Here is a 14,975-nt window from a genome sequence, read left to right on the forward strand (position 1 = left end):
ACCTCAGGCCTTTACATCCAGCTCTTTTACCTGCTCTTTGTAAGCCGCCGGTATCAGGAAGGCGCGCAGAAAACGGTGAAGACCCAGTGTCCGGCTACCCCGGTACAGGTGCAGCGCCAGGTCGACCAGGGCAGATGATCTTAGCGGAAGCAGACTGAGGGGAACGGGCGATACCAGGCGTACCTGCACTTGCTGCAAAAGGTAGTAGCGCAGCGGCCCCAGGTGCTTGCGGTATTGCCGGTACAGGTCGGCCGTATACTTGCTGTATTGCAGGTCGGCCGCCAGCTGCTGCTGGTAGGCTATACACCAGCTGTCATAATCCGCAGGCAGGTCTTTGATCCCCATCAGTTCGCCTACCCGGAGAAAGACGGCAGTCAGCTCTTCACGCTCTGCCAGGGTCATCGGTCGCTGCAGCAGCTCAAAAGAAGCGATGGAGTAGTGGATCAGCAGGAAGAGCACATCGCGGTAAGCCCAATCGGGAATGGCGCTGCCCCGGCTTTGCTCCACACCGGTATGGATCTGGCGGATGCGGGTGATGGCCGCATGGGCCTCGGCCTCGCCGGCGAAGATGATCTGGCGGGCATAAGCCACGGTAGAGAACAGCCGGCCTATAGGATCGGCGGGAAGCTTTCCGGTAAAGTAAAGCCAGTCCACCGCTTTGTTCAAGGCAAATTCTGCAGCAGCGCCGGCAAAGATGAACAGCACCGTATCCGATTGGCCCCATACCTCCCGTACGATCGAACTCTGCGGCACAAAATACTTCATGAGCGTACCGTTTTAGACAGAACAGATGAATGGCGGCTGCGGTTGAGCAGCCTGATCTTATAATAGCAGACCAGCAAGGGGACCAGCCCCAGTACCCCGAAAGAACAATCGATCAGCTGCCAGAAGAAGGGAATATGCCTGATGCGCCCGGCGATGAAAGCAAGAGGGAAAATCATCAGGCAGGCGATGCAACCAAACTGTACCACCCATACATTCCGCACCGGATCGATCAGCGGGCCGATAAAAGCGGTGGCGATCACAATATGAGCAAAGGCCAGCCAGTCGTAGCCATAGGCTATGGCCGGGAAAGCTTTGTTGGTGGCGCTGATGGCCTGGTAGTTTGTTTCGAGCCAGCGGTACAAGGCGTTATCATACGGTCCGAAGGAAAGCAGCCATTGAAGTCCCGGCTCCACTACGAATGCCGTAAAGCCGCTCAGCAAAAGCCCTGTCATAAACAGCAGGAGCCAGAAGCGTATCGACCTGATCTGTGTTTTCATGGTTTCTGTTTTAAAAAGCACTTTTAATTACAAAGTAAATTCCTTTTCAGCACACCGCCAAAAAAAACGCAGCGAAGGGGAAGTACAGGCCACTTTTATTTGAATGGCCCTTTTATCTTTGCACAGCGATTCCTTTTTCATGAAATTACTCCTCATCCGTTTTTCTTCCATAGGCGATATCGTGCTGACCACACCGGTGCTGCGTTGCCTGAAACGTCAATACCCCCAGGCCGAGATCCACTTCCTGGTCAAGCAGCAGTTTAAACCTGTGATTGCAGCCAACCCTTATATCGATGTGATCCATACGCTGGACCAGGACCTTGGTGAAACAGTGGCCGCGCTGAAGCAGATTCGCTTCGACCATATCATCGACCTGCACCGCAACCTGAGGACCATGCGCGTTAAAAAAGCGCTGGGAGCGCCTTCGCTTACCTTCGAAAAGCTGAACTTCCGGAAATGGCTTTATGTCAATTTCAAATGGAAGGTGATGCCCGACAAGAGCATCGTGGACCGTTACTTTGAAGGTATGAAGCCGCTGAAGCTGAAGAACGACGGAGAAGGGCTGGACTATTTCATCCCCGAGAACCTGCGTACCCGCCAGGACGATATTCCTATGGGCCATTGGGCCGGCTTCGTCGGCTGCGTGATCGGTGGTTCTTATTTTACCAAGAAGCTTCCTGCAGACCGCTGGAAAGAATTCGTGGCGCAATGCCCTTATCCCATCATCCTGCTGGGTGGTCCCGAGGACCGCGATGCAGGCAACGAGATCGTGGCTGCCGACCCGGCGAAGGTGTATAATGCCTGCGGTAAATTCAACCTCAACGAGTCGGCCGACCTGGTGAAGCGCGCGAAGGTAGTGGTGAGCAATGACACCGGCCTGATGCATATCGCTGCTGCCTTTAAGAAGCCGATCGTATCGCTGTGGGGAAACACGACGCCGGAAATGGGCATGTTCCCTTATTATGGCTTCAATAATTTAAACCAAAACGTATCGCAATTGTCTGTAATCATGGAAGTAAAGGACCTGGGCTGCCGGCCCTGCAGCAAGATCGGCTATCATAAATGTCCCCGGAAGCATTTCCGTTGCATGAATGATATTTCCGTGACCGCTATTGCTGAGCAGGTACAACGATTGTGGAAATAAAGTCCGTTCCTTTTTGTTCATCAATTCTAAAATAAAGACTACTATGCGTTATCTCCTTTCCTGTATTGCTTTATCGCTCCTGGTGTGGTGCTCCTGCTCCTCCATGAAAAAGCAGTCCCAATCAGGCGCCAAAAACAGCGATCCGCTTGCCGGCACCAGCTGGACGCTCAGCGCTATATCGGGTTTTGAAGCTGAAAAGACACCCAAGCCGGTCACCATTTCGTTCCAGGATAGCCTTCGTTTCAGCGGCAACGGCGGTTGCAACGGCTACGGCGGGGCCTATACCCTGGAAGGCAGCAGCCTTAAGCTGGGGCGGGTGCTCTCGACCAAAATGGCCTGTATGCCGGGTATGAAGACGGAAAACAAGCTGTTTGAGCTGTACACGCAGGTGGATCATTACCGGGTTTCGGGCGATAAACTGAGCCTGATGCAGGGTGAAAAAGTGCTGGCAGAATTCGGTCGCAGCAAAAAAGATCAAAAATAATTTTGCTATAAATTAAAATTCCGGTAATTTTGCGCAAAATTTTTGGAGCATGTTTGCAGTTGTAACAATAGCAGGACAGCAGTTCAGAGTTCAGGCGAACGATGAGCTTTTCGTACACCGCCTCGCAGGTAATGCAGGGGAGAGCGTGGAATTTTCTGATGTGCTGATGACCAGCGATGGCGGCAATGTTGCCGTAGGCAGCGCTGTGAAAGCCGTAGTAAAGGCAGAGATCATCGATCACCTGAAAGGCGATAAAGTGCTTATCTTTAAAAAGAAGCGCCGCAAAGGATATCAGAAGCTGAATGGTCACCGCCAGGCGCTGACCAAAATCAGGATCCAGGCAATCGCGTAATGTTCGCATAACGATTTCTTGGATAAATCAAATTATTATTTAACTTTGTAGTTACTACAACTTAATAAAAAAGTAATGGCACATAAAAAAGGTGAAGGCAGCGTAAGGAACGGTCGCGATTCACGTAGCAGAAGGCTGGGTGTTAAAATTTTCGGTGGCCAGCCTGCTATCTCCGGAAATATCATTCTGCGTCAGAAGGGTACAGTATATCATCCTGGTGCAAATGTTGGAATTGGTAAAGATTTTACTATATTCGCACTGAAAGACGGTATCGTTGAATTCAGAAAAACACGCAGTAAGACTTTAGTTTCCATAAACGAAGTAAGCGCCGCTGAAGCCTAACCCCCTTCCCGCGGTTTTGCCATAAATAAAAGAGCTTTTTTATTTTCTAACCCATAAATTCGATAAGTATGGCAACTGCAAAGAAAGCTGCTCCGAAGAAAGCAGCCGCAAAAAAAGCCGCTCCAGCTAAGAAAGCTGCTGCAAAGAAAGCTGCTCCGAAGAAAGCAGCCGCTAAGAAAGCCGCTCCCAAAAAAGCTGCTGCTAAGAAAGCTGCTCCTAAAAAAGCCGCCGCTAAGAAAGCTGCTCCTAAAAAAGCCGCTCCGAAGAAAGCTGCTGCTAAAAAAGCTGCTCCTAAAGCTGCTAAAAAGCCAACCCCTACTAAGGTTGCTGCTAAGAAAAAGTAATGCTAAATTTCTTAATGAAATAGTCCCGGTAGTTCACTACCGGGATTTTTTATGGGTCAAAAACAATAATTTTGACCTGTTCCTGTTTTATTCCCGAAAACCATTCTCTCTTGCTGCTTCGCTATTGTATCCTGCTGCTTATCCTGTTCGGCGCATTACCCGCCGTAGCCCAGTCGCTCGACGGCATTGTGGCCGACAATGAGGGCGACGCTCTTCCGGCAGTTATCGTTGTCAATAAGACGAAGAACCTTTCTACCATGACCGATGCTGATGGCAAATACAGCCTCAGGGCCGATAAGGGGGACGATCTTGAGTTTACCTATGTGGGCTATTACCCGGTTACTTTTCAAATGCCCGAAGGCGTCGATGTCTTTCGCCGGGTTATGCTGAAGAAAAAGCTGTTTACCCTGGAAGAAGTGGAGATACGGCCCGACTGGACACCCTATCAGCTCGATTCTATTGCACGCGCCAAACGCTATGCCCTGGACCTTTCCCGCAAAAGGGCCAGCAGCACGGTGATGGGCTCTATATTCAGCCCGGCGTCGGCGCTGGCCGAGCAGTTCAACAAAAAGAGCAAGCAGCGTACCCGCTTCCAGGAGAATTTCAGGAAATGGGAAAGTCAGAAGTTTGTAGACACACGATACACGCCGGAAGAAGTGGAAACGCTTACCGGGCTTAGCGGCGACACCCTCGCTGCCTTTATGAATGCTTATCCTATGCCTTACGATTATGCCCGGTCGGCTACAGATCTCGAGGTCAAGATGTGGATCAAATACAATTATAGGGAATGGATAAAGAAGCCCATAGTGCTGCCCAAACCGATACCAAAAGAAACTGCTGATACGTTAAAGAAACCATGAGGTTTCTTTTTCTTTTTTTATGGCTTCCCGGAGCTGTCGGCCTTCGGGCGCAGCAGCTGTATGGTGTGGTCGTAGATGCGGCTACGGGAACGCCTTTGCCCGCTGTGGGCATAGACAATGACCGCAGCGGCGAGCATATCCTGTCTTCGGAAAAAGGAACCTATTCGATAGCCGTAAAGAGCGGGGACAGGGTGCGCTTCAAGCTGCTCGGGTACACCGTCAGGGAATTTCTTGTCGGCTCCGGGGAGGCGGAACAATACCAGCGCATTCCGCTTGAAAAATACCTGCAGCACATCGATACGGTGGTGGTGCGCCCCGGCCTCAGCGACTACCAGCGGGACTCCTTGGAATATCGCAGGCTATTTGGAAAAAAAGTGGCGCAGGAACGGGTACGGTTTGGTTTGAACAAGCGTGGTCCGCCCGGCGGCTTTGGCCTGGTCTTTAACAACCCCATATCTGCGCCTTACCAGCGCTTCGCACGCAAATACAAAAGATTGCGCGCTTTTCAGAGACGGTTTAAAGCGCAGGAAAAGCAATCCTTTATCGATACCCGTTATACCCCGGATGAAGTACACGCCCTTACCGGTCTTACCGGAGATACCCTCGCTGCTTTCATGAATACTTATCCTATGCCTTACGATTATGCCCGGACGGCATCCGACCTGGAGATCAGTATGTGGATAAGGTCCAATTACCGTCAGTGGTCAGGCCGTGAAGCGGTTAAGTCCCGGGGGGAATAAAAAGGCCTCGCAGGAGATCCTGCAAGGCCGGCTGGTTGTGCCTGGTTAATCGACTATCGGGCTATGACAAGCTTCTCGGTCTTGATCAGCATGCCTTTAGTATCGGTAATGCGCAGCAGGTAGATGCCCGCAGGCAGATTGCTCAGCTGCACCGTGGTCGCCTGGCGTTCTTCACGGGTCAGTTTCCCTTCAATACCGGTAATGCTTATACCTGTTTTGAACGGCGCACGGATATTCAGCACATCAGTTGCAGGGTTGGGATACACCTGCACCTGGCGGGCCATCAGCTCCGTTTCGTCCAGGCTGAGGTTGACTACCGAAAAGACCTCGGAAGTATCCTTGCAACCTTCTGTATTGGTTACCGCTACTTTATAGTCACCGTTGGCCGTTACGGTATAAGTGCTGTTGGTGGCACCGGTAATAGCGGCATTGTTCCGTATCCACTGGTAAGTAGCGTAAGGCAAGGTGGTCGATAGGGTATTGCTTGTACGCTGGATCACGGCGGGAGCTACATTGGTGATAGAGAGGTCTTCGCCATTGTCGCTGCCGGTAAGCGCAGGATTACTGCTGATCACGCGGATACGGTAGCCCGTGCCGCTCGGCGTATTGGCAGGCAAAGTAGCATTGATGGTGCCGCTGGCTGTACCCGTAAGCGTCCCTATGGCTACAGGACTGCTGAAGTTGCCGGTGGCATCGCTGAGCTGCGCTGTAAACACATTGCCGCTGTTGATCGTTCCGGTTACCGTAAAGGGTACGGCGATTGCCGGGTTCTGGCAGAAATTGCCTGGCGTCAGCGCATTGGTCTTAATGTTATCGGGACCGGTAAGGCGGGCGACAAAGTTGCGGTTGGTGCCGTTGTAGCTGGTCAACTCGCCCGCGATAATGATCTTTTCATTGGGCTGTATGGCGAAGACCAGCACGGTTTGGTCGCAGCCGATACCTACGTTGAAAGTTGCATCGAGTGTGCCGTCGCTGTTGAGGCGTGCAATGCGGTTAATGCTCGTGCCGTTGTAGGTCACAAACTGGCCGCCCAGCAATACTTTACCATCGCTCTGGAGCTTCACTGCATGTGCAAAAGGCTGGGGACCGCTGAGCGCCGTACCTACATTGAAAGTGGCATCTGTGGTGCCATCGCTGTTGAGACGGGTAATGCCGGCGCGGGGAACACCGTTGGCATTGGAGAAAAAGCCCGCGACGATCATTTTGCCATCGGGTTGCAAGGCAATGGAGTTCACAGTACCGTCGAAGCCGCTGGCTACACCAAAGGTCGCATCCAATGTGCCGTCGGCATTAAGGCGCACGAGGCGGGCCGGTACAGCCAGTCCCTTATAAGTCCAGAAGGAGCCGCCCACCAGGATCTTGCCGTCGGGCTGGATAGTAAAGCAGGTCACGGCGCGGTTGAAGCCGGTTCCGGTATTAAAGGTAGCATCGCGCGTACCGTCGCTGTTCAGGCGCAGGATATTGTTGTTGGTGCTGCCGTTGAAAGCGTCGAATTCACCGCCGACCAGTATTTTGCCATCATTTTGCAGGGCCACGGCGTTTACAGAAGAGTAGTCGGTGGTAATGCCGGTACCCAGGTTGGTCTTGAAAGTGGCATCCACCGATCCGTCGCTGTTAAGCCGGGCAATACGGCCGGGAATGGGAAGATTGTTGAATTCGGTAAATCCGCCGCCGACCACCACTTTACCATCGCTTTGCAGCGCCATAGCAGGTACATAGCTATTGAAGCCGTTGCCGGTAAGGGAGAAGGAAGCATCGATAGTGCCGTCGGTATTCAACCGGGCGACATGCTTGGAAAAGCCTCCGCCGACGAGTATTTTCCCGTCGGGTTGCAGCGCCAGGGAATTGGCGCCATTGTAATCGAGCGCCGGACCGGGATTGAAAGTGGCGTCGAGCGTACCTTGCTGCGCCTGCAATGCCGCGCTGCCCGAAAGCAGCAAGGCAAGTGTAAGTATCTTCTTCATAGAAGCGTTTTATTGGTTTTAAGGTGAAAAATGAACGCCACAGGAATGTTGTATTGGTTCAGGAAGGTGTACCGGGCGGTACCCAACCGGGCTTGTTGTGCATTGGTCTTAAAGGGCGGCATTCCCCAGGGATTCAGCTTGTTTTTAGTTGTTAAGAAATCGGCGAACATTTTTATTTTGATTATCTTGATACGCAAAGCCAGGACCAAACCCGGATACCGTGATACCCGGACGCTGCTCCAGTCTTTCCTTACAAATTAAGGAACCCTGTTGCAGAAAATCTTTTCGGATTTTACTGATATTTTTTATTTAACTACAATTCCCGCTGTACAGCATTGAGTAAAGTGTTTTTCAATCGCTTTCGCTACCGCTTGCTTTTTGGAGCAGCGCTGCTGACCGGTAGCCTGCTGCTGCCTGCTGGCCGGGGCCGGGCACAGGAGCAGCTGCATCTTTCCCATGCTACCTTTTCCCGGACGGATACGCTTGAAGTACGGGCTCTTATCCGCAAGGGAATTGTGCTGTTGTCGCGCAATACCGATAGTGCGATCGCCTGCTTCGAAGCCGCCGAAACACTGAGCCGGAATACCGGCTTCGACGACGGCATCGGCTATGCCCTGGCTTTCCTGGGCGCGGCAGTTACGGACAAAGGCGATTTCAGCAAAGGCCTTGCTCTTTACCGGGAAGCCATGCCTTACTGCCGGCGGGCCCGCTTCATCGGTAATGCCCTGCCCAGCCTCTATATCAATATGGGCGGCAGCTTTTTCCAGGTGGGTAACTATGAACGTGCCTATGAATACTATTACCAGGCACTGAAGTACCTGCAGCAGTACATGCCGTCTAACGATAATATCGCGGCGGTGTACAACAACCTGGCGACAGTGCAGGAAGAGCTGGGACAGCACCGGCAGGCCCTGGACTATGCCTTGAAGGCTGAAGCCTTTGCCCGTAAAAAGAATGCAGCGGTGCTGGTCGGCAGCGCCCTGGTCAATAAAGGCACGGCATATGATAAGCTGCTCCTTTCCGACAGCGCGATGCTGGCCTTCCGCGAAGCGTTGCAGCTGAGCCGGAAAGAAGGTGTTGTCGATATCCAGCAGGCCTGCCTGACCAGTATCGGAGACCTTCTGCTGAAGGCCGGCCGCAACCGGGAGGCTGTTGCCCACTACAGGGAAGCTATGCAGCTGAGCACCACCACCAGCCCGATACATGCCTTTATCACCCCGGGCTATTCGCTGGGTCTGGCCTTGTTCCGGCTGGGAGAATACCGTGAGGCGGAGCAAATATTGCTGGCTGCTTTGGCCCGGGCAGAGGAAACAAGGCTTACGGGCAATATGAAAGATGGGCGCGCCACGCTGGCAGCGCTATACGAGGCGACAGGCCGGTATCGTGAGGCGCTGGAGCAGCACCGGCTGTATGATCAGCTGAAAGACAGCCAGACCAATACGGAGAAAGTGCGCGCCATTAATGAAGTGGAAGCACGGTACCAAACTATACAGAAGGATAAGGCGCTGCTGGAAAAAGAATGGACTATCGCAGAGCAAAAACGGAAGCTGGAACACAAGAATATGCTCATCGGCACTGTCGTCGGCGGCACGCTGATCCTGCTGGCCGTGGTGATAGGGGTCTGGCGCAGCCGCCGCAGGATCGCAATGAGAGACCGTCGGATAGAACAGCTGAAAGCCATGATGACCGGGGAAGAAAAGGAACGGGTACGCCTTTCCAGGGAATTGCACGATGGTATCGGTGGTATGCTTACTGGGATCAAGATGAACCTGAAGACCTGGCAAAAGCTGCATGAGCATGAAGTTACCGGTAACGGCCTGGGCGATGTTATGGAGATGCTGCAGGATATGGGCCGGGAGATCCATAAAACAGCACATAACCTGATGCCCGACATCCTGCTGAAGCACCACCTGAGGGAAGCGTTGCAGCTCTATTGCGAACAGCTGGATACCGGCGGCCGGCCGGCAATCGATCTGCAGCTTTACGGCGATCTCGACAGCCTGGATAAATCGCTGGAGCTGCCGGTATACCGGATGATACAGGAGCTGCTGCAGAATATTCTCAAGCATGCGCAGGCTACGCTGGTGGCCATCCAGGTACGGCGCGAGGGTAATGTGCTCAGCATACTGGTAGAGGATAATGGCAGCGGTTTCAGGCCGCAGGACAAAAAAGGAGGCCTGGGATTGATGAATATAGAAGCACGGGTGCAGGCATTGAACGGCTATTTTTCTATAGAGCCGGCCGCAAAGGGCACCACTGCCTTTATAGAGCTTGACCTGGATAAAATAAACTGAAGAAGGCATGAACATTCGTATAGCAATAGCAGACGATCATCCGATGATCATTGGCGGACTGAAGAACATGTTGTCTGTGTACCCGCATATAACCCTGGCCGGGGCCTATGTGAATGGCGCCGATCTGCTGAAAGGCCTGGAAAAAATGGAGCCGGAGGTGCTGCTGCTCGACATACAGCTGCCCGATAAGACTGGCGACCTGCTGGCGCCGGTAATTCTGAAACGCCATCCTGGCGTACGTATCCTGGCGCTCACCAATCTCAACAGCGCCCTGTATGTACACAATATGCTGCGCATGGGGGTGCTCGGCTATGTGCTGAAAAATACCGATCCGGAGATTGTGATCAGGGCTGTAGAGACCGTATACGAAGGCAGGGAATTTATCGATCCGGCTTTAATGGATAGCCTGGACCAGTTTAAGCAAAGAATGAAAAGAGAAGCAGCGCTGAAGCCTACGCTTACGCTAAGGGAAAAAGAGATTCTGCGGATGACCGTCAATGGCGATACCATACAGGAGATATCGGAAAAGCTGTTCATCGGCTTGCGTACCGTCGAATATTACCGCTCTAATCTTTTCCTGAAGCTGGATGTAAAGAACATGGCAGGCCTGATACGGAAGGCGCTGCTGCTGGGACTTTCGGAGTAGCGTTCTTTATTTCCCACCGCGATGCGGCGGGGCAGCGAAGGAAGTGTATCAGGCTGTTCACAAAGTCACAACGGCTCAACGTTGGGAAATAAAGTGAGTGGAGATCCTTCATTCCACATGCTGCGCAAGCTGCATTCAGGATGACATTGAGCGTTTACAGATGAAGCAGCGCCGCAGTAAAACACCCCATTGTCATACTGAGGTCTGCGGAGCAACCGAAGTATCTCTTTTAGCTGCTCACAACGGCTCAACGTTTTTCAAGGACCAGGGAAATAAAGTGAGTGGAGATCCTTCATTCCGCATGCTGCGCAAGCTACATTCAGGATGACATTGAGCGTTTACAGATGAAGCAGCGCCGCAGTAAAACACCCCATTGTCATACTGAGGTCTGCGGAGCAACCGAAGTATCTCTTTTAGCTGCTCACAACGGCTCAACGTTTTTCAAGGACCAGGGAAATAAAGCGGGCGGAGATCCTTCATTCTACATGCTGCGCAAGCTACATTCAGGATGACATTGAGCGTTTACAGATGAAGCAGCGCCGCGGTATAAACATACCATTGTCATACTGAGGTCTGCGGAGCAACCGAAGTATCTCTTTTAGCTGCTCACAACGGCTCAACGTTTTTCAAGGACCAGGGAAATAAAGCGGGCGGAGATACTTCATTCCACATGCTGCGCAAGCTGCATTCAGGATGACATTGAGCGTTTACAGATGAAGCGCCGCAGTATAAACATCCCATTGTCATACTGAGGTCTCCGAAGGAACCGAAGTATACCTTTAGTTATTCACAAAATCGTAAAGTTTTCACATTGTGCCTCTGCGCCTTCGTGAGAAAGAAATACGCCATCAATAAGTGCTTGCAAAGAAATGAAAGATATAACAGCAATACCAGCGTCTTCGCGCTGTTGCGAGAAACAATTTATGTTTATCAATAGCGCTCGCAGCGCTGAGAGAGAAAAGATTATACAATACCGATGTGAAAAAGAAGCGCCGCCCAAAGTAGGGCGGCGCTTTATGATCCGGGAGATAAAACCACTTATTCCAGCTCAATCACCACATCATTCTGATCGACCATAGTGCCGGCGTTGATGTGCACCCGTTTCACCTTACCCGCTTTGGCGGCGCTAACTGTGCTTTCCATCTTCATGGCCTCGATCACGAAGAGCGGCGTGCCGGATTGCAGCTCATCACCCTCTTTCACGAGCACTACGCTCAGCTTGCCTTGCAGCGGCGCACCGGTTTCCCTGTCGGCGTCGCTTACTTTTTTGTGTTGGGGTTTCAGCGATTTGACGGAGTTGTCCTTAACCCTAATGGTCCGGTTGTAGCCATTCAGCTCGAAGGATACGGTACGCATGCCGGTATCGTCGGCATCGGAAACAAAGATCAGGCGCACATGAATGGTCTTGCCTTTGCCGAGCTCGATCAGCAGCTCTTCATCATTTTTCAAAGGATAGAAGAAAGCCGGTGTGGGAATATTGCTCACTTCGCCGAACTCGTTCTGGTACTGGTAATATTCATCATATACCTTCGGGAACATCTGGTACGACAGGAAGTCGAGAAAGGTGCTGCCAGGGTACTTTTCCGTAAAGTCCCGGAAAGCTTTATCGAGGTCGATGTCCGGCAGCAGCTGCGCATTCGTACCATTGGCCTGCGGTTCGTTGCGCAGCACGATCTTCTTCAATTTTTCGGGGAAGCCGCCGTAAGGCACGCCCAGCTCGCCTTTGAAGAAGCCGATCACCGAAGCAGGAAACGAAAGGTTCTTGTTTTCGTCCAGGACATCTTCTGCCGTCAGCTCATTGGCTGTCATGAAAAGGGCCATATCGCCAACTACTTTTGAGCTCGGTGTTACTTTTACAATATCGCCGAAGAGTTCGTTCACTACCTTATAGTTCTGCTTGATAGTGGTGAGCTGGCCGCCCAGGCCGATGGCTTCCGCCTGCTGCCGCAGGTTGGAATATTGCCCGCCCGGTATTTCATTGTCGTAGACCTCGGCGGTAGCCGACTTCAGATCCGATTCAAAAGGATAATAGTATTCTCTCGCTGCTTCCCAGTAATTGCTGTAGGCGTTGAGGCTGTGCAGGTCGCTCTTGCGTTCGCGGGGGTGCCCTTGCAGCAAGGCGATCAGCGAGTTGAGGTTGGGCTGTGCCGTTGTGCCGCTGAATGAAGCCAGCGCGCAATCGATCGTATCCACGCCGGCATTGACCGCGTTAAGGTAGGTGGCGATCTGGGTGCCGGCGGTATCGTGCGTATGCAGGGCGATAGGCAGCGATACCTGCTCTTTAAGCGCCCCGATCAGCTCTGTCGCAGCATTGGGTTTCAGCAGACCGGCCATATCCTTAATGGCCAGCATATGTGCCCCGGTATCTTCCAGCCTGCGGGCCAGGTCGATGTAGTATTGAAGATTGTACTTGTTGTTCTCTTTGCGCAATACATCGCCGGTATAGCAGATTGCTGGCTGGGCAATGCCGCCGGTATGCTTCACCACATGCTCTATCCCCGGCAGCATAGATTCGATATTGTTGAGGGAGTCGAAGATGCGGAACACATCCACGCCGTTCTCCCAGGACTTCTCAATGAACTGCTGGATCACGTTGCGGGGATAAGCGGAATAGCCTACCGCATTGTATCCCCTGAAGAGCATTTGCAGCAGCACATTGGGCATAGCCTTGCGGATCTCCTGCAGCCTGGTCCAGGGGCATTCGTGCAGGAAGCGGAGTGCCACATCGAAAGTAGCGCCACCCCATACCTCCATGGAGAAAAGCTCGTTGTGGTTGCGGGCATAGCCTTCGGCAACGGCCAGGATATCCCGGCTGCGCATGCGCGTAGCTACCAGCGACTGGTGAGCGTCGCGGTAAGTCGTATCGGTAAACAATACCGAAGGCTCGTTCTTCAGCCATTGCACAAAACCCTGCGCTCCCAGCTCGGTCAGCTTGTCTTTGGTGCCCTTGGGGAAGGGCGCAAAGGAATTGAATGCCGGTATTTCCGGTACCCTGAATTTCCGTGTAGGATCGTAATGCTTCACGTCGGGATGGCCGTTGATCTTGATGTCGGCCAGGTATCTTAAGATGCGTGTGGCGCGATCCTTGGGCCGGTCGAAAGCAAACAGCTCGGGATTGTTGTCGATGAAATTCACGGTGCACAGGCCTTTCCGGAACTGCTCGTGGGAGATTACGTTTTCAAGGAAGCGGATGTTGGTGGTAACGCCCCTTACGCGGAACTCGCGCAGGGAACGGTTCAGGCGCTGCGCTGCGCCGGCCAGGGTACGGCCCGATGCGGTAACCTTTACCAGCATGGAATCGAAGAAGGGAGAGATCTTCATACCCGAATAGGCGCTGCCTTCGTCGAGCCGGATACCAAAGCCGCCGGCATTGCGGTAAGTGATGAGCGTGCCGTAATCCGGCTTGAAGCTGTTTTCCGGATCTTCGGTCGTGATGCGGCACTGGATGGCAAAGCCGTTCAGCTTTACATCATCCTGGCTGCGGATAAAGATATTGGGATCTGATAAGGGTACGCCTTGTGCGATGAGGATCTGGCTGCGGACAATATCGATACCGGTCACCTCTTCCGTTACAGTATGCTCTACCTGTATCCTGGGGTTCACCTCTATAAAGTAAACGTTATGCGCTTTGTCGACCAGGAACTCTACTGTACCTGCGTTATTGTAGTTGACGGCATGCGCTATCTTCAGCGCATAATCGTATACGGCCTGCCTGGCTTGCTGCGGCAGATTGGGGGCAGGGGCGATCTCGACTACTTTCTGGAAGCGCCTTTGTACGGAACAGTCGCGCTCAAAAAGATGGACGATATGACCGTGATTGTCGGCCAGCAGCTGCACCTCGATATGCTTGGGTTGGTCAATGAATTTCTCGATAAAGATCGTCCCGTCGCCAAAGGCTTTCTCTGCCTCGTTGTGCGCTTCGTTGAAAGACTTCTCAAGATCCTCTTTCTGCCGCACTACGCGCATACCCCTGCCGCCACCGCCTGCAGCGGCTTTCAGGATAATAGGAAAGCCGATCCGTTCTGCTTCTGCGATTACTTTAGCAGTGTCGCCAAAGTTGATGGTGCTGTCTTCTATAACCGGTATGTTAACCGAGCGGGCGATCTTTTTGGCGGCGATCTTATCGCCCAGCTGTTCCATGACCTCCGGGGTGGGGCCGATGAAGATAATGCCTTCTTCCCGGCAACGCCGGGCAAACTGGACATTCTCGCTCAGGAAGCCGTATCCGGGATGAATCGCATCAATGGCATTATCCTTTGCGGTTTTAATAATAGCTTCGATGTCCAGGTAGGGCTTCAGCGGCTCGTCTTCGTTACCGATAAGATAAGCTTCATCGGCCTTATACCGGTGAAGGGAATACCGGTCTTCATAGGTGTAGATAGCTACTGTGCGGATACGCATTTCGGAGGCTGCCCGCAGAATGCGGATGGCAATTTCTCCGCGGTTAGCTACCAGTAATCTTTTGATCTGGCCTTGCGCGGCCTGATCGGGTAAGGTCGTGTGCATTGCTTTTGTAAAATTTTAGCCGTTTTGAATTGTAAAA

Annotated in this window: 14 protein-coding genes; 9 read left to right on the forward strand and 5 right to left on the reverse strand. The window is 52.5% G+C overall.

What is annotated here, in order from left to right; translation table 11 throughout:
- Positions 1 to 3: 3 nt before the first annotated feature.
- Both DZC79_RS02560 and DZC79_RS02565 read right to left on the reverse strand, forming a co-directional pair.
- Entirely contained in the window at positions 4 to 765 is a 762-nt protein-coding gene (locus DZC79_RS02560) for an oxygenase MpaB family protein (protein ID WP_118949960.1), read from the reverse strand.
- Complete coding sequence (locus DZC79_RS02565; protein ID WP_118949961.1) at positions 762 to 1,262, reverse strand: hypothetical protein; 501 nt, start codon at positions 1,260 to 1,262, stop codon at positions 762 to 764. The genes DZC79_RS02560 and DZC79_RS02565 overlap by 4 nt, the downstream gene beginning before the upstream one ends.
- Positions 1,263 to 1,401: 139 nt before the next feature.
- On the opposite strand from DZC79_RS02565, the gene DZC79_RS02570 reads away from it, so the two are divergent.
- The 7 genes from DZC79_RS02570 to DZC79_RS02600 all read left to right on the forward strand — a co-directional run bounded on the left by DZC79_RS02570 (position 1,402) and on the right by DZC79_RS02600 (position 5,528).
- On the forward strand, positions 1,402 to 2,406 hold the full coding sequence (locus tag DZC79_RS02570; protein WP_118950026.1) for a glycosyltransferase family 9 protein: 1,005 nt from the start codon (positions 1,402 to 1,404) through the stop codon (positions 2,404 to 2,406).
- 43 nt (positions 2,407 to 2,449) lie between these two features.
- Positions 2,450 to 2,890 carry an META domain-containing protein gene (locus DZC79_RS02575; RefSeq protein WP_118949962.1) on the forward strand — a complete coding sequence of 147 codons (441 nt, stop codon included), beginning with the start codon at positions 2,450 to 2,452 and terminating at the stop codon, positions 2,888 to 2,890.
- Positions 2,891 to 2,939: 49 nt separating this feature from the next.
- On the forward strand, positions 2,940 to 3,242 hold the full coding sequence (gene rplU / locus DZC79_RS02580) for a 50S ribosomal protein L21 (protein ID WP_118949963.1): 303 nt from the start codon (positions 2,940 to 2,942) through the stop codon (positions 3,240 to 3,242).
- 75 nt (positions 3,243 to 3,317) lie between these two features.
- Positions 3,318 to 3,584 carry a 50S ribosomal protein L27 gene (gene rpmA / locus DZC79_RS02585; RefSeq protein WP_118949964.1) on the forward strand — a complete coding sequence of 89 codons (267 nt, stop codon included), beginning with the start codon at positions 3,318 to 3,320 and terminating at the stop codon, positions 3,582 to 3,584.
- 68 nt (positions 3,585 to 3,652) lie between these two features.
- Positions 3,653 to 3,928: a hypothetical protein gene (locus DZC79_RS02590; RefSeq protein ID WP_198666739.1), complete on the forward strand. Its 276-nt coding sequence runs from the start codon at positions 3,653 to 3,655 to the stop codon at positions 3,926 to 3,928.
- 110 nt (positions 3,929 to 4,038) lie between these two features.
- Positions 4,039 to 4,788, forward strand: coding sequence for a carboxypeptidase-like regulatory domain-containing protein (locus DZC79_RS02595; RefSeq protein WP_157976865.1), 750 nt, complete (start codon positions 4,039 to 4,041; stop codon positions 4,786 to 4,788).
- Complete coding sequence (locus DZC79_RS02600) at positions 4,785 to 5,528, forward strand: peptidase associated/transthyretin-like domain-containing protein (RefSeq protein WP_118949966.1); 744 nt, start codon at positions 4,785 to 4,787, stop codon at positions 5,526 to 5,528. Before DZC79_RS02595 ends, DZC79_RS02600 begins: the two co-directional genes overlap by 4 nt.
- Positions 5,529 to 5,581: 53 nt before the next feature.
- Here DZC79_RS02600 and DZC79_RS02605 read toward each other — a convergent pair whose 3' ends face one another.
- The gene (locus DZC79_RS02605; protein ID WP_118949967.1) at positions 5,582 to 7,492 is read right to left on the reverse strand and encodes a T9SS type A sorting domain-containing protein; all 1,911 of its coding nucleotides are present in this window, start codon (positions 7,490 to 7,492) and stop codon (positions 5,582 to 5,584) included.
- The gene (locus DZC79_RS21045) at positions 7,489 to 7,662 is read right to left on the reverse strand and encodes a hypothetical protein (RefSeq protein WP_157976866.1); all 174 of its coding nucleotides are present in this window, start codon (positions 7,660 to 7,662) and stop codon (positions 7,489 to 7,491) included. The genes DZC79_RS02605 and DZC79_RS21045 overlap by 4 nt, the downstream gene beginning before the upstream one ends.
- Before the next feature lie 174 nt (positions 7,663 to 7,836).
- On the opposite strand from DZC79_RS21045, the gene DZC79_RS02610 reads away from it, so the two are divergent.
- Together DZC79_RS02610 and DZC79_RS02615 are read left to right on the forward strand one after the other, a co-directional pair.
- Positions 7,837 to 9,786, forward strand: a complete 1,950-nt coding sequence (locus DZC79_RS02610) for an ATP-binding protein (RefSeq protein ID WP_232831742.1) — start codon at positions 7,837 to 7,839, stop codon at positions 9,784 to 9,786.
- A 7-nt stretch (positions 9,787 to 9,793) separates the two neighbouring features.
- Positions 9,794 to 10,432: a response regulator gene (locus DZC79_RS02615; RefSeq protein ID WP_118949969.1), complete on the forward strand. Its 639-nt coding sequence runs from the start codon at positions 9,794 to 9,796 to the stop codon at positions 10,430 to 10,432.
- A 1,038-nt stretch (positions 10,433 to 11,470) separates the two neighbouring features.
- Here DZC79_RS02615 and DZC79_RS02620 read toward each other — a convergent pair.
- Positions 11,471 to 14,938 carry a pyruvate carboxylase gene (locus DZC79_RS02620; RefSeq protein WP_118949970.1) on the reverse strand — a complete coding sequence of 1,156 codons (3,468 nt, stop codon included), beginning with the start codon at positions 14,936 to 14,938 and terminating at the stop codon, positions 11,471 to 11,473.
- Positions 14,939 to 14,975: the final 37 nt, after the last annotated feature.

The sequence above is a fragment of the Taibaiella helva genome, assembly GCF_003545695.1.
GTDB classification, from domain to species: domain Bacteria; phylum Bacteroidota; class Bacteroidia; order Chitinophagales; family Chitinophagaceae; genus Taibaiella; species Taibaiella helva.